General features: G+C 42.2%; 18 protein-coding genes and 6 pseudogenes. 13 read left to right on the plus strand and 11 right to left on the minus strand.

What is annotated here, in order from left to right:
- Positions 1-39: 39 nt before the first annotated feature.
- Both B1A85_RS14450 and B1A85_RS14455 read right to left on the minus strand, forming a co-directional pair.
- Entirely contained in the window at positions 40-912 is an 873-nt protein-coding gene (locus B1A85_RS14450) for a transporter substrate-binding domain-containing protein (RefSeq protein ID WP_104547619.1), read from the minus strand.
- A gap of 43 nt (positions 913-955) precedes the next feature.
- Positions 956-1,945 carry an aromatic ring-hydroxylating dioxygenase subunit alpha gene (locus B1A85_RS14455; protein ID WP_104547620.1) on the minus strand — a complete coding sequence of 330 codons (990 nt, stop codon included), beginning with the start codon at positions 1,943-1,945 and terminating at the stop codon, positions 956-958.
- A gap of 327 nt (positions 1,946-2,272) precedes the next feature.
- On the opposite strand from B1A85_RS14455, the gene B1A85_RS14460 reads away from it, so the two are divergent.
- From B1A85_RS14460 to speB, 3 genes are all read left to right on the plus strand, one after another.
- Complete coding sequence (locus tag B1A85_RS14460; protein ID WP_104547621.1) at positions 2,273-2,752, plus strand: Lrp/AsnC family transcriptional regulator; 480 nt, start codon at positions 2,273-2,275, stop codon at positions 2,750-2,752.
- 344 nt (positions 2,753-3,096) lie between these two features.
- On the plus strand, positions 3,097-3,897 hold the full coding sequence (locus tag B1A85_RS14465) for a creatininase (protein ID WP_104547622.1): 801 nt from the start codon (positions 3,097-3,099) through the stop codon (positions 3,895-3,897).
- A 34-nt stretch (positions 3,898-3,931) separates the two neighbouring features.
- On the plus strand, positions 3,932-4,912 hold the full coding sequence (gene speB / locus B1A85_RS14470; RefSeq protein ID WP_104547623.1) for an agmatinase: 981 nt from the start codon (positions 3,932-3,934) through the stop codon (positions 4,910-4,912).
- Between the two features lie 208 nt (positions 4,913-5,120).
- Here speB and B1A85_RS14475 read toward each other — a convergent pair whose 3' ends face one another.
- Together B1A85_RS14475 and B1A85_RS14480 are read right to left on the minus strand one after the other, a co-directional pair.
- Positions 5,121-5,330 carry a hypothetical protein gene (locus tag B1A85_RS14475; RefSeq protein ID WP_104547624.1) on the minus strand — a complete coding sequence of 70 codons (210 nt, stop codon included), beginning with the start codon at positions 5,328-5,330 and terminating at the stop codon, positions 5,121-5,123.
- A 670-nt stretch (positions 5,331-6,000) separates the two neighbouring features.
- Positions 6,001-8,262, minus strand: coding sequence for an alkaline phosphatase family protein (locus B1A85_RS14480; protein ID WP_104547625.1), 2,262 nt, complete (start codon positions 8,260-8,262; stop codon positions 6,001-6,003).
- A 247-nt stretch (positions 8,263-8,509) separates the two neighbouring features.
- Between B1A85_RS14480 and B1A85_RS14485 the strand changes: the two genes are divergently transcribed.
- Positions 8,510-8,827, plus strand: a complete 318-nt coding sequence (locus B1A85_RS14485; protein WP_104547626.1) for a 2Fe-2S iron-sulfur cluster-binding protein — start codon at positions 8,510-8,512, stop codon at positions 8,825-8,827.
- A gap of 533 nt (positions 8,828-9,360) precedes the next feature.
- On the plus strand, positions 9,361-9,543 hold the full coding sequence (locus B1A85_RS23950; protein ID WP_168192408.1) for a hypothetical protein: 183 nt from the start codon (positions 9,361-9,363) through the stop codon (positions 9,541-9,543).
- 394 nt (positions 9,544-9,937) lie between these two features.
- On the opposite strand, the gene B1A85_RS14490 is transcribed toward B1A85_RS23950, so the two are convergent.
- From B1A85_RS14490 to B1A85_RS26160, 3 genes and pseudogenes are all read right to left on the minus strand, one after another.
- Positions 9,938-10,954: a medium chain dehydrogenase/reductase family protein gene (locus tag B1A85_RS14490; RefSeq protein WP_104547627.1), complete on the minus strand. Its 1,017-nt coding sequence runs from the start codon at positions 10,952-10,954 to the stop codon at positions 9,938-9,940.
- A 262-nt stretch (positions 10,955-11,216) separates the two neighbouring features.
- Positions 11,217-12,274: pseudogene (locus tag B1A85_RS26155) on the minus strand (NADH-quinone oxidoreductase subunit F); the annotation flags it as partial.
- Positions 12,275-12,276: 2 nt separating this feature from the next.
- Positions 12,277-12,459: pseudogene (locus tag B1A85_RS26160) on the minus strand (NAD(P)H-dependent oxidoreductase subunit E); the annotation flags it as partial.
- A 473-nt stretch (positions 12,460-12,932) separates the two neighbouring features.
- On the opposite strand from B1A85_RS26160, the gene B1A85_RS14505 reads away from it, so the two are divergent.
- The gene (locus B1A85_RS14505) at positions 12,933-13,154 is read left to right on the plus strand and encodes a DUF4327 family protein (protein ID WP_104547628.1); all 222 of its coding nucleotides are present in this window, start codon (positions 12,933-12,935) and stop codon (positions 13,152-13,154) included.
- Between the two features lie 529 nt (positions 13,155-13,683).
- Here B1A85_RS14505 and B1A85_RS25230 read toward each other — a convergent pair.
- The 4 genes from B1A85_RS25230 to B1A85_RS14525 form a co-directional block, all read right to left on the minus strand.
- A complete protein-coding gene (locus tag B1A85_RS25230) occupies positions 13,684-14,367 on the minus strand; it encodes a dienelactone hydrolase family protein (RefSeq protein WP_104547629.1) in 684 nt (227 codons plus the stop codon).
- 40 nt (positions 14,368-14,407) lie between these two features.
- The gene (locus B1A85_RS25235) at positions 14,408-15,079 is read right to left on the minus strand and encodes a phosphoribosyltransferase (protein ID WP_246841428.1); all 672 of its coding nucleotides are present in this window, start codon (positions 15,077-15,079) and stop codon (positions 14,408-14,410) included.
- Positions 15,080-15,319: 240 nt separating this feature from the next.
- Positions 15,320-16,072: a PRC-barrel domain-containing protein gene (locus B1A85_RS14520; RefSeq protein ID WP_104547630.1), complete on the minus strand. Its 753-nt coding sequence runs from the start codon at positions 16,070-16,072 to the stop codon at positions 15,320-15,322.
- 39 nt (positions 16,073-16,111) lie between these two features.
- The gene (locus B1A85_RS14525) at positions 16,112-16,588 is read right to left on the minus strand and encodes an Hsp20/alpha crystallin family protein (RefSeq protein ID WP_104547631.1); all 477 of its coding nucleotides are present in this window, start codon (positions 16,586-16,588) and stop codon (positions 16,112-16,114) included.
- A 261-nt stretch (positions 16,589-16,849) separates the two neighbouring features.
- On the opposite strand from B1A85_RS14525, the pseudogene B1A85_RS26165 reads away from it, so the two are divergent.
- The 7 genes and pseudogenes from B1A85_RS26165 to coaBC form a co-directional block, all read left to right on the plus strand.
- A pseudogene (locus tag B1A85_RS26165) lies at positions 16,850-17,559 on the plus strand (pyruvate:ferredoxin (flavodoxin) oxidoreductase); the annotation flags it as partial.
- Between the two features lie 2 nt (positions 17,560-17,561).
- Positions 17,562-18,184: pseudogene (locus tag B1A85_RS26170) on the plus strand (dihydroorotate dehydrogenase-like protein); the annotation flags it as partial.
- 35 nt (positions 18,185-18,219) lie between these two features.
- Positions 18,220-18,349: pseudogene (locus tag B1A85_RS26175) on the plus strand (6-phosphofructokinase); the annotation flags it as partial.
- A gap of 210 nt (positions 18,350-18,559) precedes the next feature.
- Positions 18,560-18,916 (plus strand): annotated as a pseudogene (locus B1A85_RS14545) (AIR synthase-related protein); the annotation flags it as partial.
- 183 nt (positions 18,917-19,099) lie between these two features.
- Positions 19,100-19,729 carry an alpha/beta hydrolase gene (locus B1A85_RS14555; RefSeq protein WP_104547634.1) on the plus strand — a complete coding sequence of 210 codons (630 nt, stop codon included), beginning with the start codon at positions 19,100-19,102 and terminating at the stop codon, positions 19,727-19,729.
- 139 nt (positions 19,730-19,868) lie between these two features.
- On the plus strand, positions 19,869-20,081 hold the full coding sequence (locus B1A85_RS14560) for a DUF2555 domain-containing protein (protein WP_104547789.1): 213 nt from the start codon (positions 19,869-19,871) through the stop codon (positions 20,079-20,081).
- A 78-nt stretch (positions 20,082-20,159) separates the two neighbouring features.
- Positions 20,160-21,353 carry a bifunctional phosphopantothenoylcysteine decarboxylase/phosphopantothenate--cysteine ligase CoaBC gene (gene coaBC / locus B1A85_RS14565; protein WP_104547635.1) on the plus strand — a complete coding sequence of 398 codons (1,194 nt, stop codon included), beginning with the start codon at positions 20,160-20,162 and terminating at the stop codon, positions 21,351-21,353.
- The last annotated feature ends 9 nt before the right edge of the window (positions 21,354-21,362 follow it).

Below are 21,362 nucleotides of genomic sequence, written 5' to 3' on the forward strand. Positions count from 1 at the left end.
TTTTCACCTTCTTAAAAACCACAAAGGTACAGAGCAAGATTACGAGGTAGGGATTGGTCGATCGCCAGGAAGTCTAGGTTCATTGGGTAGATCAAAAGTCACTCCCAGCCACTTTTGTTGTAATTGTTTGAGCGTGCCATCTGCTTTAGCTTTAGCAAGTCCGTCATTGAAAACTTGCAAGATATCTTGTCTACCTTTTCGCACTGCCCATGCTGCATAAACTTTATCGCCTACGGGTTCTTGGACTACCTCAAATACATTGGGCTTGGCTTTCATCACTTGAGTCAGTGCAACTAAATTATTCAGAACTGCATCAACTCGTTTGTTTTCTAAGTCTTGATAAGCTTCGGCAAAAGCGCCATATTCAGTTGTTCTTGCTGCTGCTTTTCCTTGTGCTTTAAGTTGAGGATTGACTACTTCGGCAATAATTTTGGCAGTAATACTCCCTTGTTGTACGCCGACTGTCTTACCTGCTAAGTCAGCAATTGAGTTGATCGAGTCTCCACGTCGTTTAATTAGGTAGTTAGTAATATCGGTGATTGGCATTGTGAAATCGATAGCTGTTAAGCGTTCTTCTAGTATGGCGATCGCTGCATTTGTCGCATCGTATCTATTAGCAGCAATTCCAGTCAAAATTCCTTGAAATGGTAAAATTTCTTGCTTGACTGTAAAAGGTGCATCTCTTGTCACTAACTCTAAAAGTTCTTGGTTGTAACCGACGTGTTTGCCATTTTGGAGAAAATCGTAGGGAGGATAATCATCTTCAGTTGCAACGGTGATTTCTTGCGTTCCTCCAGAAACTTGACTCGATGAAGGCGAACAAGCAACCGCGATGGTGAAGGTGAAAAGTGCGATCGCAACTAAAATACCGAATCGCAGCCAGTAGTTTGCGCGTCGAATTCTATAATTCATAACAACTGCTCAGCAAAACTCAAAAAAGTTTAAAAAGTGTTGGCTAGCAAGTACCAAATTGCAGATTGATTTGCTTTAACCACTTGCGGTAAGCAATCGACATTTTGTCGCAGGGAAAATGGAATTCTTGTTGTAAATTGAGTGGCAGTTTCTGCGGACGTTGTGACTCTACCATTGGTATATCCTGCGCCATGACATCGTCTTGAAAGCGGCGCAATTCATCGTTGGACATTTCTGGTGCGTAGTTTCTAGAAACACCTAGCCAAGCAACACTTCGAGTTTCCTCAACAGGTGTTACTGTCAAGAAAATAGAGAAATATTTTGTATCGTCGCCTTTGCGAAAACAAGCTACCAAAGGTCGGACAATTTTATAAACGTAAGAAACTGACTTAGCTTCTCCAGTACCTTCTGGATTAGGCTGATAAAAGTGAATATCACTAGCGCTAATACTGTCTGCATCAACAGCTAACGTGTAATTTGGGACTTCTGGAAATTCTGGATCGCCGAGAAAACCTCGATGCGTAAAGGGAAAGTGCGCAATATCAACAAAGTTTTCGACAATACGAGGCGCACTAGCGTTAATAAAGTAAGGTCCACACTGAAATGCGATCGCATCTGTTTGCTCCCACTCTGCAAATGTAGGAATATCTTGCTCAGGTTCGCCCAAAGCTACCCAAATAAAGCCATATTTTTCTTTAACGTGATAGGTGCGAATGTTAGCAGTTTGCGGAAAAGAAGTAATTTTTAAATCTGCTGGAATGCGGGTACAATGTCCATCTGCATCAAATGACATCGCGTGATAAGGACACACGATCGCCTTGTTGCACTCGATCCAACCCATTGACAGTGATACACCGCGATGCGGACAGCGGTCTTGACAAGCAACGATTTTTTCGTCAGTCCGCCAAAGGGCGATCGCATTTCCAAGTAGATGAACTTGCAAGGGTCGATTAGCTTTAAGATCGTCGGCTAGCGCAACTACGTGCCATGCGTTATATAAAATCGGATCGTCAATTAGGGTATCACTCAGCATTGATTATGTCCTCAATGTTTTATGTTGATAGCTATCTAAAAGAGGTCAAAATTGAAAGCTAGTTGAGTCAGTCCGTTGGGGGTTTCAAGACAGCGGAATTGACCATCCATCATGTCCTGATTGACCATTGCTGTCGTTTTCAGCGAAACGATTTCGAGTTATAGCTGTACTTTTGATTGAAAAATGCTAACAACTGAAAGCTTGTGTTCTACGTTAAAGAAAATAGTAACTTCAAAAAGTGCTTTGTAATACAATAGCAACTAATGCTTACAATTTTGCTGAAATAGCAATTTTTTAGCGAATAGTTGTGCTTTTTTGAAAAACGCCATGAATCAACCGCACATAGGCACCGGCGCACCCATTATGCTGGACAATCTTGACCGCGAAATCATTGGTCTGCTAAAAGTTGACGGACGAATGTCTTTTACCGAAGTTGCTAAGAAACTGAATCTTCCAGAAGCTACGGCGCGTTATCGAGTGCAACGCCTTTTGCAATCTAAAATTATCAAAATTCATGCTTCTCCTAATCCAGAGCATCTCGGTACACCGCACATTGTCATTGTTCAGCTTTTTGTCGAGAACAGCAAAATCGATGCTGTCGCCGCAGCACTTGTTGAGATTGAAGAAGTTCAGTTTGTCGCTGTAACGGCTGGACATCACAACATCGTGATTGATGTCAGTTTTGGCGCGCATAGCGAAATGTTGGCATTCTACGCCAAGTTACACCAGATTCCAGGCATTATCCGTTATGAATCTCAAGTTGTCATGAAACTCCTGAAGGCTGAGTATAAGTATGTGCTGAGTTAACGAGCACAGGAGAATTGAGAAATGTCAAGAAATCTGAATATGTATTCAAAGTTTTTCTATTTTAAGAATATCGCAATTATGTATACGCAAGTTTACTTGATTAGTTAAAACTAGAGAATCAATTACTATTTATCAAGTCTTAATTGCAAATAAATTATGTATTTAGCAAAATAAATTGAATAAAGTATCAAGGATTACATATTCTAGGTATTGAGTGCGTCTATCCTGAAGGAGACGGCATCAATCTGCAATGCAGACATAATTCGATACTATTTCGATTGGCGCGTGTCGTTGCTTGTTCAATGCCGTTGAAGATTGAGTCATAATTAAGGATTTTGCGTGAAATGCATCCATTAATGATGGGTTCATTGAGTTGGATTGAATATCAACAGCGTCTTCAAGAGGAAAATGCGATCGTTCTGATTCCTTGCGGCGCGTTAGAACAGCATGGTCCACATTTACCATTAGGGACTGATGCATTGCTGAGTACATCTGTTGCACAGAGCGTAGCAGAACAAATTAATGGCATCGTTGCACCAACATTTAGTTATGGCTACAAATCTCAACCGAAATCGGGTGGTGGACAGTGCTTCCCTGGAACGACTAGCTTAGATGGCAATAGCCTGAGCCAATCGATTCGCGACGTGGTGCGCGAACTCGCGCGTCAAGGTGCAAACCAACTTGTTTTAGTAAATGGACACTATGAGAATCAATGGTTTCTTACTGAAGGAATTGAGCTAGCAATCCGCGATGTGGGTAGTTCTTCCCCGTTGCGGGTGATGCGGCTAGAGTATTGGGATTTTCTTACGAGCGATATATTAGACCAAGTATTTCCCGACGGCTTTCCAGGATTTGCACTCGAACACGCGGCTGTGATTGAAACGTCATTAATGGCACATTACCATGCAAACTTAGTGCGCCTCGATCGCATTCCAGATGTGCCCCTGCACGAATTTCCGAGTTATGATGTTTTTCCCCAACGTTCAGATTGGGTTCATCCATCAGGCGTTCTTTCATCAGCCAAATCTGCGAGTGCCGAAAAAGGCAAACTTATGGCAAATCACATTGCGACTGGTATTGCAGTTGCTATTCAACAAGAATTTGGTGCTAAACATTTCGCGGTAAATAAAACTGCGCCACGCTAATCTCGTCTTTAATCCTGACTTTTGACTTCTGCTCATGCAATCTGATTTTACTCCGATTCAACCGATCAGCGGTACTATCTTGCCTCGCTACGCGGGAGCTTCAACGTTTGCGCGATTACCCGAACTGCGTGATGTACCGCACTGTGATGTAGCGATCGTCGGTATTCCTTTTGATGCGGGTACAAGTTTTCGTCCTGGCGCTCGGTTTGGACCGCACGCAATTCGTCAAGCGTCCAGAAATCTGCGCACGCAGTATCATCCTGTTTATGATGTTGAGCCGTTTAAAGTTCAACAAGTGGCAGATGCAGGAGATATTGCTTGCAATCCATACAATATTAACGATGCCATACAACAAATTGAGACGGCTGCAACTGCACTGTTAGAGCAAGTAGGTGCGATTATTAGCTTGGGTGGAGATCACACGATCGCCTTTCCGTTACTCAAAGCAATCAATCACCGCTACGGACCTGTGGCACTCGTCCATTTTGACGCGCATCTAGATACCTGGGATACTTACTTTGGTGCGCCTTACACGCATGGTACGCCTTTTCGCCGCGCGGCTGAAGCAGGGCTATTTTTAGATACCGCATCGATGCACGTTGGCATTCGCGGTCCACTTTATAGCCGCAACGACTTGAGCAAAGATGCTGAACTAGGTTTTCGCATTGTGCATTGCGATGAGTTTGAAACAATCGGGATTTCAGGCGTTGTTGAGCGAATTCGCGATCGCGTTGGCGATTATCCTCTCTATTTATCGATTGATATTGATGTCCTCGATCCTGCCCATGCTCCAGGCACAGGAACACCTGAAATAGCTGGCATGACAAGCCGCGAACTATTAGGCGTATTACGAGGGCTTGCGGGACTTTCGGTGATTTCAGCAGATATTGTCGAAGTCGCTCCTGCCTACGACCATGCCGAGTTGACTTCACTTGCCGCAGCTACCGTAACTTACGAGTTGATTAACCTGCTAGCACTTAGCCCAAAACTCAATGCATCTACTCACAAGTATTGATAGATATCTTGCAACTTTAACTCTGGCAACTTTGAGCTAGTTTTCTCATCAGCTTGAGAAGAACGGCGATACGGTATGCTTGTTTGAGTCGTTGGATTCTGCTGTTAGTAGCTGCACTTTTTTACCTGTGGTAGCTTTTAGCCCTGGCTGACCTCTGCTATTACTTTTGTAAGGTAAACACAATAATCTGTAAACAGTATTATCGAGGTTAATAATGCCAGTTGCGAGTCTGCCCCGCGATCGTGATTACCCAAGACTGCCACAGTAAGCGGAAAATACGGTTCAAACGCTCTTCATTCGTCCATTTATCTACGTGAATATCGCTAATTTGGACAATCCGGTATTGCTCAAATTCGGCAGCTAAATGCGGTAAAGTTAATTGCAAGCGATTAATAGCAATCCAGTTTGGCTCAACCAACCACGAGTAGAAAAATAAACTAATTAATAAGCTTAAAGGTCAGAATACTCGGATAAATATAAAGTTTGAACTGCTTTTTTGTCTCTGCTGGCGTTTTCTCAAATTATACTCCTTCTATAAAAGAAATAACAATTTTTATACACGAAATTGCTTTCTACTAAATATATTTATCTGAGTGTTTGTTGTTCGTTAGCTTTCACGAGTGACAAAGAATAATTATATTGCCCTCGCAGTGAGAGTACTCAATCGCAATAGGTGCCAACGCACTTTTCTCAAATTATTGGACTTTTTGTACTGTGTAAAATTGAGTCAATACAAAGTTTGCAATTATCATCTTTTTATGGTGTATCTATATACATTTAAAACCCTAATCTTTTCGCCATCAACTAAAACTCAGCTTTAAAATTAAAGCATTTGTTTGCAGAAAACAACCTCGATGAATACTCAACTTTGCAATAAATATTATTTCCTATTTTGCTAATGATACTGTAACCGCAATTCTGCCCCTTGAATGTCACTTTGACGTTTTAGCTACATAATTTTTCACAGCTTGCTGTAGAAAGGCTGTCGTATTAATGGCTATACAAAATGTTGCTGATTGAGTATGTGCCACCCTCTAATCTCGCGAACAAAAGTTTCCTCTCGATCTTCTCTTGCAAATGCGAGTCAATCAGCGCCGATATCTTGGTAATCTACCCAAATTAAGTGCTTTACCTTGGACAGTTGGTGCAGACCTCACCCTTAAAAGCCGATTAATAGTAGGTGCAATATCAATATTGCGTACTTGACGGATCGTGCCTCGACCAATATTCGGACCTGCAGCATATAGAATTGCACTCATCGAAGGCAAAGTTGAATCATAACCATGTGCGCCATAAAAACTTGGAACTGACAATACAGGATTCTCAGTTGTTACATCTCCTAAACGTTGCACTACAGGATTTTGAGTGCCATCGAAGTTGTAGCCAACACTCAGAATTGCAAACACATCGCCATAATCCTGACCGATAAACTCATTAGTGTCTAGACCAAACCTAGGGTCGTTAGGATCGTTAGGAACAGGACGACTGTAAATCTGAGCAAAAACAGGTTGGGTTTGACCGCGCGTGTAGTTGGGATTAGTGTCTACTAATTCTCCTAAAGCTTGGACAATCTGCCGCTGCAAAGTGACATATTCTTGCGGTGTGACAATACCATCTGGTTCTCTACCTTGTAAGTTAATATAAATGTTTACCGCAGGACCAGAGGAAACAGCACGTACTTTAGTATTATCAAAGCCTCTGCTACTCAGAAAATTGTTGATACTTACTGCGGTATGAAAAGTTTCAAACCCGTGGTCGGAAAGTAAAATAATATTACTTCTAGGTCTACCAAAGCGATCTGTACCAACAGCTTGAATAATTCGCTCAACAGCATCATCAGCAGCTTGATAAGCTCTTTGCAAGTAGCTTTGATACCGCTTAATCTTTTCTTGGTCTTGATTATTACCGATTGAGTTTGGATCGCTAATATCAGATGGTTGACGCGGATCTGTCAATAAAAACTGATGCCAAGCACCATCGGGTTGCTGAATATAGGTGAGGACTAAATCTGCATCAGGGTTCTGGCTGATTGCTCGCAAAGCTATCCGAGTTTGATAATCGACAAAGGTGCGGACTTGGTCTTGATAAATGGCTTCGCGTTCTATTTCAGGAAAATCAGTAAATCCAGGGCTAATTTGCTGCGGAATGCGAAAGTCTGCTTCAGAAATCCAAAACCCGACATTATTATTGATATCATCTACATCTGCTAAAACTGCTGGGTTACGAGGAATATAGTTGACAGAATAGCGAGCAAACCGCACTTGGGATAGATCGGGGGCTAGCTTGGTGACATAGAAACTCGTTCCTGCTTTATTCTCGTTACCTTCTAGGTAAAATCGACGAGATGTGCGATCGCTGGCACGAATATATGCAGGACCTGTGGATGGTAAATTAAAAGGTCCAGGTTGAATACCCTGGTTTTGGTCAAAGAAGACCAAAGTATCGTAGTTGACTGTTTTATCATCCGTCGTGTCAAGTGCGGCAACTTGAATTGTATAGTCAACTCCCCCAGTGGTAAAACTCTCTAGGGAAGTCGTTTTTTGCAAAATTGGGCTATAGGAAACTTTCGCGGCGGCTTTTAGTTGTTCGATTGTGCTACTGGGGGCTAAGCTAAAATCTGCTGCTGTTAAGCTAAAGCCTCTGGCTCCGACACCACCAAATGTCCCGTAAGGTACTGTATAGTCTACGGTGCGATCGCGAGCAGGTTGCAAAATTGGGCTATTGTCAATGCCAGGAATGGTAACATCTATGCCATCTGCACCAGGAAACGTTGCTGCAACGACTTTTTTACCTTGATTGCGTAAAGCAACCCACAATGACTCAGCAGTTTGAGCACGATCGTTAACAGGTCCATCTCTACCTATTGAGTAACCGCCAATGGGAGCAGCAAAGCCACTAATATTTTGTGCAAATGGGCTGACAACTAAGTGAAAATTATTAGCGTTGATATTGTTGCTCACAGCTGTTGAACCCGTGCCTATGGCAATATGAGCCGGAGCAGTAAGTGATGGGGTGACTGTGATATTCTGTTTAGCTGAAACTCCTCGTCGCTTGAGTCGTCCTATGCCTCGGTCTGATTTTAGAACGCCAGTAGATAAGTAGCGGTCAACTGTTGATGGCATGGCACCATCGATTGAAATGACAATTATCTTGGGTTGCTTTAACCTGTCTGTTGTAGTTCTTGCAGTAGTTGAGTGAGCAAAGACTGCTAGGATAAATACAGTCAATACAATGAGAATAAATCGCTGAAATAACTTTGCTCTTCCAAACCGCAATAGTCTTTCTAGCGCTTGCTTTAGCAAACAAAGTTGGTTGGTGGCGATCGCCCTGAGGCTATTTAACCTGCTCATGCTTTCACATGTAGAATTATGCAGATAAAAATACTAAAGCAGTGTTAAGAACAGGATATGAAACCGATAAGTTAGTTTTAAAAGGTTTTAAATGTCTGGGTGCGCAAGTTATCTTTCGTAACAAAAGTTCCTGCGATCGCAGCAATTATAGCTTGTTATTTTGTCATGTTACTGTCAAACGATATTTCAAAACGTGCGTGTCTGAGAACGATCAAAATTTGTGAGCAAATAAATATTAACGAATTTTATGAAAACTTATCGAATTGAACTTATTAACCGCGATCGCTTTGTTGTTGAAGTTGCAGAAAATCAGTACATTTTAGATGCAATTGAAGCCACAGGATTACGCTTACCTGTAGGTTGCCGTTACGGGGCTTGTATTACCTGTGCTGCCCGCTTGGTTGCCGGAAAAGTTAATCAGTCAAAAGCTTTAGCATTAAAGCCATCACACAAAGACATAGGGTATGTTTTACTTTGCATTGCTTATCCACAATCCGATTGTCAGCTGGAAGTTGGTGTCGAATCACAAACTCAACTTTATGTTAACCCTTTTAAAGGTTATTAATGCGCTATTTCCTTACTTTAAAAATTTATCGTAAAATTATTTGAAAAGCAACACCGAGGACAATTGTCCTCGGTGCTTCAACTACAACGCTATGTAGTTAAAAAAATACAATTACTATATTATCTTAAACCCTAGCAAAATACAAGCAGAATCCTATTTTTTTTGTGAAGTTTTAAGAAATATTTTATAGCAATTCAAAGGAAACTATTAAGACAGTACAAAAGCTCAGAAACATTATCTAAAGTTTGCATATATAAAGGAATCCCACGCACGCAGCTGCCTTGAAAACTTCCTCAAGGGAAAAATAGTTTTTTAGCTTTTAACTCTGACATCTGCTATGTATATGATACAAACTTAGACTAATAACGACTTAACTACTTCTTCAAGTCGAGTGGATTTAAAGTTTCATCTCTAAAGAGATGATATTTCCGATATAGTCATTTGTTGACTGTCAGGAATGATGGACTTTAGGTAGGTATTGATACAGTTAGATCTTATCTTACGCGACCATCAAAATTTACTCTAAAATTATTTTGCGAATCCTGCGAAAGTTACTATTTCATACCGCACCGATTATTTCAAGTCAAGCATTGGGTTGGAAACTGCTGATTGTTGAAGAATTTCAGGAATCACCAGGTGGAATCGACAAACCAGAAGCTTGGAAGAGACACGCGATCGCCATTATGTTGGAGTTTACAGTGAAGGCGATATTTTGATTACACCTGCGGGGCTACCGGCGGCGTATCGCGCTGCAGGGGAAGATCGCTATTTGCAGATTTAACCACAGCTACAGTTTTTTCAACAAGTTGCTGCTGAAGCGATGGAAATTGATACCTCGCGTATAGAAATTGTCACAAAATTTCGCGTACGTGATTTGCAACCCGAATCAGATTTCTGTCATTGATATTAATATCGGTTTGTGCTGAAACAGTTACTGAGATGAGAATGGTGATCAGAGCAGATACCACTATCCAAACCAGTCGATTAAGGAGTTTTTGTTGCATTGAGGTGTCCTTTATGTTGTTAGAGTTTCTACAATTTTTAAAGTTAATAAGTGTTCGGTATAAACTAATTAAAGGATTGATTTGAGTTAGGCATTATATAATGAACTCAATTGCTGCACATCAAAACTAGCTGACCACTGACAGCGGAAGTTTCTAGTAATTTGTGAGCATCAGCTGCTTTTTCTAGCGGTAGGCGCTCGGCGATAATCGGTTGAATTTGCTTACGTGCAAGTAAGTCTAAAAGTGTGGTTAAATCTTCTCGAAACCAGTCTGAATGCCGCTTTTTACTATCAGCAATACTGTAAAAAACTACTGGGTGACTATCTGGTAACAACTGCAACAACGATAATAAAAGAAAACTTGCAGCTAGCTTCACTTTTCGATTGTGCTTGGTAGTTAAAGCTGATGAAAAACCGTAATTAATCAATCGTCCTTTGTTGCGTAGTGCCTTGTACGAACTAAACAAGTGACTGCCACCAATTGCATCGAAAACAACGTCTACGCCATCACCTGTCAAATTATAAATTTGTTTAACAAAATCTTCTTGTTTGTAATCAATTGGAACTCCCCCTAAACTTGCAACAAGTTCATGTTTTGGTTTTGAAGCTGTTCCATACATCTCCAAATTTGCCAGCTTACCTAATTCTAATAGTGCTGTACCGACTCCTCCTGCTGCACCGTGAATGAGAATGCGTTCTTTGGGCTTAACTTTAGCAATGCGATGTAATAGTTGATAAGCACTCACATATTGCAGTACCAAGCAAACCGCTTCAACAGCATCAACTGCGTCTGGTATAAGTACTAATTCTGTTGCGGGCAAACACAAAAACTCACTGTAACCACCGACAATTGTGAGCGCAACAATTCGCTGTCCTAGTTCAAGAGTAGATACTCCCAAGCCTAGCTTGTCTACAACACCAGCGATCGCATAACCAGGCGAAAACGGTGTTTGCGGTACACCTGGATACAACCCCTCGCGAATAAGAATATCAGTAAAAGCAACTGTCGTCGCTAGAATTCGCACCCGAACTTCATCATCTTTAGGTTCTGGTAATTCAGCTTCACTTAGTTGTAAAACTTCTGAACCACCATGACGGGTAATCAAAATTTTTTTGTAACTCATATATAGTGGTTTGTAGTTGTCAATCGACGAACTCTTTTACACTTCATGCTCATCCTAAGTAAGAAAATTGAAGATTTTGTGAGGAGAATCAAAAAGATGAATCACAGAATGCGCTTGCGAATAAATTCGCACTTAAATAAACAAAGTCCACCTCTGTGGTCTTACTGCTAAAAGTTTTGTGTTACAAAGGTACACTTTGCCTGGATAGTCCTGAAAGAAGTCGTAGGAAGAGTGCGATTCACCCATCATTCATGCAGGAAGTCTATTGAGTGCTATTAATTAACGCTAAATACTCGTCGCGGAAATAACGTAAAGTACTGAAAACAGGATTTGGTGCAGACTGACCAAGACCGCATAAACTGGTAAACTTCACCATGTCACGCAGTTCTTCTAAGAGTTCCAAATCAGCTAGTGATGCTTCGCCTTGACGAATTTTAGTTAACAGACGATGTAACTGTACAGTACCAACGCGACAGGGAATGCACTTACCGCAAGACTCATCCATGCAAAATTCCATGAAAAAGCGGGCAACATCGACCATATTGGTACTTTGATCCATGACAATCATACTGCCGGAACCCATAATTGAACCTAATTCAATCAGCGATTCGTAGTCTACAGGAGTGTCAAAAGCTAATGCTGGGATACATCCTCCTGAAGATCCACCTGTTTGCACAGCTTTAGCAGAACTGCTATCCGGTACGCCACCGCCCATGTCTTCAACTATTTGTCGCAATGTTCCATCGGGACTTCAATTAAACCAGTATTGCGGATTTTTCCTGCTAAAGCGAAGACTTTAGTTCCTTTGCTTTTTTCTGTACCAATACTGGCAAACCAGTCAGCACCGTTACGAATAATCCGTGTAATATTAGCGAAGGTTTCTACATTATTAAGTAAAGTAGGATATCTCCACAAACCAGACTCAGTCGGATAAGGTGGACGAGGATGAGGAGTACCGCGTTGACCTTCAATTGATGCCATTAATGCAGTTTCTTCACCGCAGACATAAGCACCTGCACCAATGCGGATATCGATTTTAAAATCAAATGGAGACTCGAAAATTTGACTACCTAGTAAACCTAAGCGTTTAGCTTGGCGAATTGCAAGTTGCAAACGCGCGATCGCAGTAGGATATTCAGCCCGTATATAAATATACCCTTGATTAGCTCCAATAGCATAAGCTGCGATCGCCATTCCTTCTAACACTCGATGCGGATCGCTTTCTAAAATGCTGCGATCCATAAATGCACCAGGATCGCCTTTGTCTGCATTACAGATAACATACTTGCGTTCTCCTTTTGCTTTGACAACCGTTGCCCAAAAAGGTCATTCTCTAGATAACCAAACAATTCCTGCGCTTTGTGCAGAATTTCAATCAAAGCATCTTGCTGATATTGATAGCGTTTGATTGTAACATTTAGCACCTTAAACCGCGTGTCACCACTGGGGTGTGTTGGTATTAACTGCGTTTTTCTTCGGACTTTTGCAGAAGAAGCAGAATGCATCATTTTGTCTTTATTTAAACTAGCGATTTTATCTAAATGCAGAGCTAACTTTTGTACATCAAGTAAGCCTTTCTGCTCTTTTCTTGAACAAATCTTCAAAAATTTTATTATTTTTAGTTATTATTTACTCAACTTTGCTACTCATATTAAAATGCTTTACTATAAGCCCATTGTATCACTTTTTGACTGCCTACTCGTAATAGTTACCATTTCTGCAAATGACTTTATTCCATTTGAAATAAATTATAACTTTAAAACTTATAGATAGTTTAAAATAATTAATATTTGTAGCTATAAAAGGTATTTAATTCGCTTATAATGTCAATTCATCCTACTATTTTTTAATGTTATTTATTACTTTAAATAAATACTTACTAAAGATAGAAATTTTAGGATTAAAATAAGGATGTAAATATATAGAACTAGTTGCCAATAGCTCAATCTATTTGATTTTCTAAAAGAAGGAGTGTATCATGGCTACCACAGTTAAATACGATATTGCTGCAATTAAAGATGAAGCTCGTCAACTCGTCGAAAAAGGACTGGTTGACCGTCAACAGCCAATTTATGCTTTGTGCAAATACATTCCTGGGCGTGACTGGGTTTGTGTAGAACTTGAGCTAGAAGAAAATGATTTTTTGCTCAGAGATCGCATTATAGATCTACTGAGCAAGGAGAAATGGGAGGAAGATTAAGCTTGCTATCAAACGCTAATTAATAATGTGCGTATATTATTTTCTTTATTTCGTATGTTGCAATAGCTGGCGTTTCTTTAGTTTTGGCTAGTGAAGCAATGTAGATAATCTAACAGCCTTTTTCGGGTATAAACTAAATTCTTCACTCAGTACTGGCATTTTTTGCCAGCAAGTACGGCAAAAAAAATAAATTTCATGATTGTGAATATGTCGCAAAAGTTGATCGGAACAGCAAGGACAATTATACATGGTTTGTTAAAGATTGTAAAAGCAATCCTTGATTTAAGTTAAGTAGGCGTAATTATTGCTCGCACGTTTTATGCTAGTTCATGGTTAATAGTTGATTATTCAGCCATTAACTATTAACAATCAACCATTAATAGCCTTAGAGTCACATTTCTCTTCACCCACTCATTTAATTAATATGTTGATCTGATGTTATTTATGAGAATAATGTAAAGATGTGAGAAAGTTGCGAGCATGGCAAAAGAATCAAGTCGAAGTTGATGGTTAATTGAGCTATTGACTATTAACCAACATAATCTGAACTGTTGTCAGAAAAAGTGAGATAGCGCTGAAACCACTGACTCGCCAACCGTGCTACTTCTTCGAGTGTTCCTGGTTCTTCAAATAGGTGGCTTGCACCAGGAACAATCTTTAATTGTTTTTCCGTATGAAGTTGGGCAAATGCATCCTGATTCATGCCAATCACTGGAAAGTCATCTCCGCCAACAATTAAGAGTGTTGGCGCTTGGACACAAGACAGCACTGAACCAGCTAAATCAGGTCGTCCGCTACGAGAAACGATCGCCTTAACAACATTTGGACGTTTGGTTGCAGCTAATAAAGCAGCAGCACTACCTGTACTCGCACCAAAGTAACCAATTGGTAATTTCGTAGTAGATTGCGCTAACCAGTCTGTTGCACCTACCAACCGTTTTGCTAAAAGTGCAATGTCGAAGCGTAGATGCCTCGTTCGCAGATCAATTGTCTCTTCTTCTGGGGTTAGCAAGTCAAGTAATAAAGTTGCGAATCCTGCTTGTTGCAACACCTCAGCAACATAACGATTTCGCGGACTAAAGCGGCTACTACCACTACCGTGAGCAAATAGTACAATTCCTTGAGCATTTGCCGGAAGTGCGAGATTGCCTTGTAGTTGTACTGAGTCGGCAGTGACTGAGACTAAGTTTTGACTGTTCAATATCTTTTCCATGGCTTTATTCTGTCTAACTCTCAATTGCTGCGCATTGTTGTTATCGCAATGGTGCTGTGTAGTCACGAGTTGACTGTTCTAGTAAGTGACGTACTTCTTCATCAGTTGTTTGCGAGAAATCTTCATACCAAAGCCCTATGGAATAAAACGGTTCTGGAGTGGCTACGCTGACTACCTTGTCTACCTCAGCTTTCAATTCATCGCAGGCTGCTCGCGATGCAACAGGAATTGCAACAATAATTGACTGGGGTTGTTGTTGCTTGGTGACGGCAACAGCAGCGCGCATGGTTGCCCCAGTTGCTAATCCATCATCCACGAGAATGATAATTTTATTTGTGGCAGATGGTAAGGGGCGATCGCCTCGATAAGCGCGATCGCGGCGCTGTAATTCTCGCAGTTCTCTAGCGGCAACTTCGTCAATCGTTTTGCTAGAGATGCCCAACCAACTTACCACATCGTAGTTCAACACCCGTACGCCATTTGAACCAATTGCACCCATTGCTAGTTCTTTGTGACCTGGTACACCCAGCTTGCGAACTAAGCAAATATCTAAAGGCGCATTCAAGGCTTTTGCTACTTCATAAGCAACAGGCACTCCACCACGAGGAAGCCCCAACACTAAAACATCAGAGCGATCGCTGTAGTTTTTGAGTCGAAGTGCAAGTAGTTGTCCTGCGACAGTGCGATTTCGGAATCGTGTCGTTATTGTCATTGTTCTCACCTCCTTTTAGGCGTGCCGACTCTAGTAGCCGCACGGCAACTTCTCCTGCTAGAAAATACTCAGACACGTACTTATACCGTTTCACTTTGAAGTTGCTACAAATAGGCAGCTTCAGGAGCAGAGGAAGCAGAGGGGCTTTACAGTAAAATGGTATGATCTTGTGATATCTGGTGGAGTTGTTAAGCAATCGCCTTTGCTAATTTAGGATTTGCTGTTTGTGCAAAACTGCCATTAGGCTTTGCCAGTTAATTGTCTCCAAGCAGAATCAAGCGCTGCTTTGGTGCGACTGCCTGCCCGACTGATGCTTTGCTGCAAGTGGTGCCATTGCTCGTGTAAGAACTCAGTTGCTTCTTTTAGTGCGTGGCGATCGCGTTCGTGAGATGCCAATTCGTCGCTGACTGTCTTAATCTTGACGCGCACAACTTCAGGGCGATCGTGCGGAGTAATCAAATTGTGGAGGCGATCGCTCATAATCTGAACTAACTTTCTTACCTGCTGCGACTTCTCGCTTAACAAACCTTGCAAGCCTTCAGATTCGCTTTTGAGTTTGTCTTGGACGTCGGTGCGGACGATCGCCTTGCTAGCAGTAATTTGCACATCTTCGGGATATAGTACTGCTGTGCTACCCAAAGGAAGCGTAATTTCTCCACCTAGAATGTAGGCGACAATCTCTCCAGTCTGCCAATCAAAGAGAAAATCTTCTATCCATCCTAGTGTTTCTCCCTGAGTTGATTGTACGGCAAGCTGATGGAGACGACGCAGATTCGCAGGTGCATCCACTGTAAGATGACCATAAGTGGCGATCGCCTCGGTTCCTACACTGGAAACTTGTTCTAGGGGTAAATATTCCCTACCATTTGATAAATAAGCGATCTGTCCCGTTTCGTCTAGCCATACTTCTTTCACCTGAATGAAAGGCGCAGCCAGAGAACTATCAAACGCCGTTAACCCAACAATTTGACTGCGACGCACGATATTGAGCATAATCTTTCTCCTAGTAAGTAGGAAGACAGCTTTTAGTCGCTATTGTTGACCCACATTAACCTTGACAAATTTCTGCTTTTCTGAATCAGGTTTTGGCAAAGTTAGCGCGAGAATGCCATTTTTATACTCAGCTTGTACTTTGTCAGTTTGAATGTGAGTAGGCAAAGGAATCACCCGCTCAAATTTACCGTAGTGAAATTCAGAACGTACTATGCCTTTTTCTTCAGTCTTAGTTTCTGACTTGCGTTCACCCTTGATAGAAACAGTATCTTCAGTAACTTGCACATCCAAATCTTTAGCTTCCATTCCTGGAATTTCTAGTTTTAAGTGAACTGCATCCGCCGTTTCTACCATTTCAGCCGAAGGTACAAGGGTCATACCAGATGTACCGCCATCACCGCCATTCGGCATCAGGCGCTCAAACAAACGATTCATCTCGCGTTGCAAACTTTCGATTTCCTGGAAAGGTTCCCAACGTTGCAGATCTCGAAAAGGTTTCCAAAGAGTAATAGCCATACGTGTTTCTCCTGAAATGAATTTTTAAAACGGTTTTGAATAAGTTTTAAGTTGTGGTGACGCTAGCTACTTAAGCAGCGAACTCTATTTTGAGCTTAGAAAGCGAGTGTGAGGAAAATGTGAGGTTCTTGAGTTGATATGCTACTCACTGAGCATCACGAGTTCCTTAACTTTTGAGCCTAATTTCAGGGTAGAGCAGCACAGTTTGAGTAAACTAGTGCTAACTAGCTGGCAGATTTTAGGAATTGTCCAAGGCGGAACATGAATTATAACTTTGCCACGGTAGATGGTAACGAAGCTGTTGCTCAAGTTGCTTATCGCTTGAACGAAGTCGTTGCGATCTACCCAATCACTCCCTCCACACCAATGGGCGAATGGGCAGATGCTTAGACAGCAGAGGAAAAGACAAACTTATGGGGTACAGTTCCCGCTGTTATTGAGAGGCATGATGAAGGAGGAGTTGCGGGAGTTTTACATGGTGCTTTACAAACAGGTTCGCTGACAACGACGTTTACAGTATCGCAGGGATTATTGTTGATGCTCCCTAATATGTATAAGATTGCTGGGGAATTAACGCCGACAGTATTACACGTAGCAGCGCGATCGCTTGTAGCTGAAGCATTCTCGATTTTTGGCGAGATCGCACTGATGTCATGGCGACTCGCACTTCTGGCTTTGCTTTGCTGTGTTCTGGATCAGTACAAGAAGCTCATGATCTGGCACTGATTGCAACAGCAGCTACCCTCAAATCTCGCATTCCTTTCGTACAGTACTTTGATGGTTTCCGCACTTCTCATGAAATCGCCAAGATTAACTTACTCTCGGCAGATGATTTACGGGCATTAATCGACGAAGATGCAGTCCGCGCTCATCGCCAACGCGCGCTTTCTCCAGATCGTCCAGTATTGCGCGGCACAGCCCAGAATCTTGATGTTTACTTTCAAGCACGGGAAACTGTCAATTCCTACTATAGTTGAATACATACTACGTTCCGACTGATGCCAAACTCACAGGGGAGCAAATTGAGCAGACTTGTATTGATATTCTCCGCACGGTCAAAGCAACTGTGACAATTCCGGTAGCGGTTAAACTGAGTCCTTTTTTTTTACAAACATGGCGAACATAGCACAGCGATTGGATGAAGCAAGAGCTGATGCATTGGTATTATTCAACCGTTTTTATCAACCAGATATTAACATCGAAACTTTGAATGTTGAACCAAATGTCATTTTGAGTACGCCATAGGCTATGCGGCTACCTTTACGCTGGATTGCCATTCTCTACGGTCGCATTCAAGCTAGTTTAGCTGCAACAAGTGGTATTCACACAGGCAAAGATGCAATCAAACTATTAATGGCTGGGGCAAATATCACAATGCTTTGTTCTGTATTGCTATAGCGTGGCATTAACCATTTACGGGTTATTGAGCAGGAAATACACTCATGGATGACAGAACACGAGTATGTCTCAGTGCAACAACTACAAGGTAGTATGAGCCAGCAGAATTGCCCTGAGAAGAATGCTGTTGAACGAGCGCAGTATATGCAAGCTATCCAAACATACAAACCAGAATGGGCGCGATCCGAGTCATCTTAATTATTACTTGGGTTAAATTTATGGGGCGAAAATAAATTGGTATTGTCACAAGTAGCAGCGACTGTCCTGGAGTGAATGCAGTGATTCGAGCCGTTGTTAGCCACGCTACGCTTACACTATGATTGGCAGGTAGTGGGTATTTCCTCTGTACTCGAACAACTGCTGACAATTGCTTTTGGTAAAGCTGCTGTAGATGTAGTCGCACAAGAACAAGACAATCGCATAGTAGCTTGGCAAAATGGCATTACGATGGCGATTAAAGCTGCGATCGCTCGCAGTCCGTTGTTTGTCGAGAGATGGCACGTATGAAGTTTATCGATGAATACCGCGATGCCAAAGTTGTTCAGCAATATGCCCAAGCGATCGCTGCTATATCTCACTCGTGGAGGTTTATCTAGTGCTCTCAATGAAATTGCTACGGCTGCTGGGGTGACAATCGCTATTGATGAAAGTTGTCTAGCTGTACGTGAAGATGTACAGGGTGCGCGTGAAATTCTTGGTTTTGACCCGCTTTATGTGGCAAATGAGGGACGATTCGTGGCATTTGTGCCTCAATCTGATGCTCAAAAGGCATTAGAAATTATGCGATCGCATCCTTTAGGAGCAACAGCCCAAATAATTAGTAATGTAACTAACACCACAACTTCTGGTTTTGTCACAATGAAAAGTAAAATTGGTGCTCAACGCATCGTCAATATGTTAAGTGGAGAACAGCTACCGCGAATTTGCTAGATAGTCACAGTTGTATTCTGTACGTAAACTCCCCAATCCGCGTAGCAACGGGGAGTATTTTATTAGCCATAGTCATTAGAGTAAGTAATTTCGCCATATAACTGGGATGGCGCCAAAAGCTTACCGAGCGACTTAGATTTATATAGGATGATGTAGAAGAGTTTAAATAAAAGGAGCAAAGTTCTGGCTTTAGAAGTAATTTCAGTTCCACCAACGTCAGGAGAACCACCAAAGGGAATCATTGTTTTTTTGCATGGTTGGGGAGCAAATTCTCAAGATTTAGCATCGCTGTCGCCACTGTTGAACTTACCTGAATATCAGTTTTTGTTTCCTAATGCGCCATTTCCGCATCCTTATGTATCAACAGGTAGGATGTGGTACAACTTGGAGCATGAATATCAAGGTCAAGGGTTAGCCGAAAGTCGTCAACTGCTAAAAGAGTGGTTGCAGTCACTAGAAAGTAGTATAGGTGTTCCATTGTCGCGGACGATTTTGAGTGGATTTTCGCAAGGTGCAGCGATGACTTTAGATGTGGGGTTAACGCTTCCACTTGCAGGTTTGATTGGTTTAAGTGGTTATATGCATCCACTCACAGAAATTGAGACAACGTCTCCGCCAGTATTGCTAGTCCACGGTCGTCAAGATTCAGTCGTACCGATACAAGCGGCTGTATCTGCGCAACAGAGTTTGCGTTCTTTGGGTATTGCGGTGCAATATCACGAGTTTAATATGGCACACGAAATTCGACCTGAAGTTTTGCCAGTGATACGTAATTTTGTTTTAGAAGTGATGTCGCGCCAAAGCAAATATTAACTAATACGAAATTTCTACGATCCCGACTGATGTAATACATATCTTACGTAGATTAACTGAGTAAAATCAATAAAGTTATTCAGTAATACTGAATTTTTCTACGGGTCGTCGATATTGCTCTAGGGAGGCATAAGCAATGATGAACACTTTGAGTTTGTCCCAGCAGGATATTGCTAATATGACCGCTACAGACGTTGAAAAGTTAGCAGCACGTCTAGAGCAAGATAACTATACAAATATCTTTGACGGCTTACAAGACTGGCATTTGTTGCGGGCGATCGCGTTTCAGCGCCCGGAGTTGGTTGAACCGTACATTCATTTGTTGGACTTGGAGCCGTATGATGAGGGGTGACGCAGAACCAACTCTCTTGACGAGTAAATCTCCCTGCGTCGTCTTGAGCAACGCGGAGTTTTGCTGCTGCGAAATATCATGAAACAAAAGATATTAATTGGTATTGGCGGCGGAATTGCAGCTTATAAGGTGTGTGAAGTGATTTCCACGCTGTTTCAGGCTGGGATGCAGGTGCGGGTGATTCTGACAGATTCAGCGCAGCAGTTTATTACGCCGTTAACGGTTGCGACGCTATCGCGTCACCCAGCATATACAGATGCCGATTTTTGGCAACCGCATCCACGTCCACTGCATATTGAACTCGGTGAGTGGGCGGATGTGTTTGTTATTGCACCGCTGACAGCCAATACGCTCTCTAAATTAAGCTACGGTACTGCGGACAATTTGTTAACAAATACTGTTTTGGCTTCGCAGTGTCCGGTGTTGTTAGCACCAGCGATGAACACCGAAATGTGGCAACAAGTCGCTGTGCAGCGCAATTGGCAACAACTCTTGACAGATACAAGGTTTCATGCATTGGCACCCGGTTACGGGTTACTGGCGTGCGATCGCGTCGGCGCAGGACGCATGGCAGAGCCTACCGAAATTGTTACAGGAGTGCAATCTTTACTTCATACTCAAGGTAAGCGCGACTTACTTGGTAAACGCGTCTTAATTAGTACAGGGGGAACGCGCGAGTACTTAGACCCCGTGCGGTTTATTGGTAATCCTTCCACAGGGAAGATGGGGCTAGCTTTGGCGCAAGCAGCGCTCCATCGTGGGGCGATCGTCACGTTAGTTCACACAGCAGTAGAGTGGAGTGTTCCTTCTGGAATGCGCGCGATCGCGGTTGTGAATGCCGAACAAATGCAGCAAGCAATGTTGGAAAACTTCCCTGATGCTGATTTAACGGTGATGTGCGCCGCAGTCGCTGATGTGAAGCCCGCCGAGTATAGTAAGGATAAATTACCAAAGCGATCGCTTCCCCAACAGTTACCACTTGCACCCGTACCCGATATTGTGGCAGAACTCGGACGTCGCAAACAAAGCTACCAACGCCTCATTGGTTTTGCTGCACAAACTGGAGATATTATCACTCCTGCACGACAAAAATTAGCGCAAAAGAAACTCGATGCGATCGTTGCCAATCCCATTGATCGAACTGATGCTGGTTTTGGCAGTAACTTCAACCAAGCAATCTTTTTAGATACTCAAGGACGACAAGTAGAAATTCCGCAATGTAGTAAATTACAACTGGCACACCATTTATGGGATTTCGTGCATGGGTTGTAACTTTGACGA

The sequence above is a fragment of the Chroococcidiopsis sp. TS-821 genome, assembly GCF_002939305.1.
Taxonomy (GTDB): domain Bacteria; phylum Cyanobacteriota; class Cyanobacteriia; order Cyanobacteriales; family Chroococcidiopsidaceae; genus Chroogloeocystis.

Excerpts from the sequence above, each read along its gene's own strand:
- B1A85_RS14450 (WP_104547619.1), bottom strand. The coding sequence starts at position 912 with ATGAATTATAGAATTCGACGCGCAAACTACTGGCTGCGATTCGGTATT.
- B1A85_RS14455 (WP_104547620.1), bottom strand. The coding sequence starts at position 1,945 with ATGCTGAGTGATACCCTAATTGACGATCCGATTTTATATAACGCATGG.
- B1A85_RS14460 (WP_104547621.1), top strand. The coding sequence starts at position 2,273 with ATGAATCAACCGCACATAGGCACCGGCGCACCCATTATGCTGGACAAT.
- B1A85_RS14465 (WP_104547622.1), top strand. The coding sequence starts at position 3,097 with ATGCATCCATTAATGATGGGTTCATTGAGTTGGATTGAATATCAACAG.
- speB (WP_104547623.1), top strand. The coding sequence starts at position 3,932 with ATGCAATCTGATTTTACTCCGATTCAACCGATCAGCGGTACTATCTTG.
- B1A85_RS14480 (WP_104547625.1), bottom strand. The coding sequence starts at position 8,262 with ATGAGCAGGTTAAATAGCCTCAGGGCGATCGCCACCAACCAACTTTGT.
- B1A85_RS14485 (WP_104547626.1), top strand. The coding sequence starts at position 8,510 with ATGAAAACTTATCGAATTGAACTTATTAACCGCGATCGCTTTGTTGTT.
- B1A85_RS14490 (WP_104547627.1), bottom strand. The coding sequence starts at position 10,954 with ATGAGTTACAAAAAAATTTTGATTACCCGTCATGGTGGTTCAGAAGTT.
- B1A85_RS14505 (WP_104547628.1), top strand. The coding sequence starts at position 12,933 with ATGGCTACCACAGTTAAATACGATATTGCTGCAATTAAAGATGAAGCT.
- B1A85_RS25230 (WP_104547629.1), bottom strand. The coding sequence starts at position 14,367 with ATGGAAAAGATATTGAACAGTCAAAACTTAGTCTCAGTCACTGCCGAC.
- B1A85_RS25235 (WP_246841428.1), bottom strand. The coding sequence starts at position 15,079 with ATGACAATAACGACACGATTCCGAAATCGCACTGTCGCAGGACAACTA.
- B1A85_RS14520 (WP_104547630.1), bottom strand. The coding sequence starts at position 16,072 with ATGCTCAATATCGTGCGTCGCAGTCAAATTGTTGGGTTAACGGCGTTT.
- B1A85_RS14525 (WP_104547631.1), bottom strand. The coding sequence starts at position 16,588 with ATGGCTATTACTCTTTGGAAACCTTTTCGAGATCTGCAACGTTGGGAA.
- B1A85_RS14560 (WP_104547789.1), top strand. The coding sequence starts at position 19,869 with ATGAACACTTTGAGTTTGTCCCAGCAGGATATTGCTAATATGACCGCT.
- coaBC (WP_104547635.1), top strand. The coding sequence starts at position 20,160 with ATGAAACAAAAGATATTAATTGGTATTGGCGGCGGAATTGCAGCTTAT.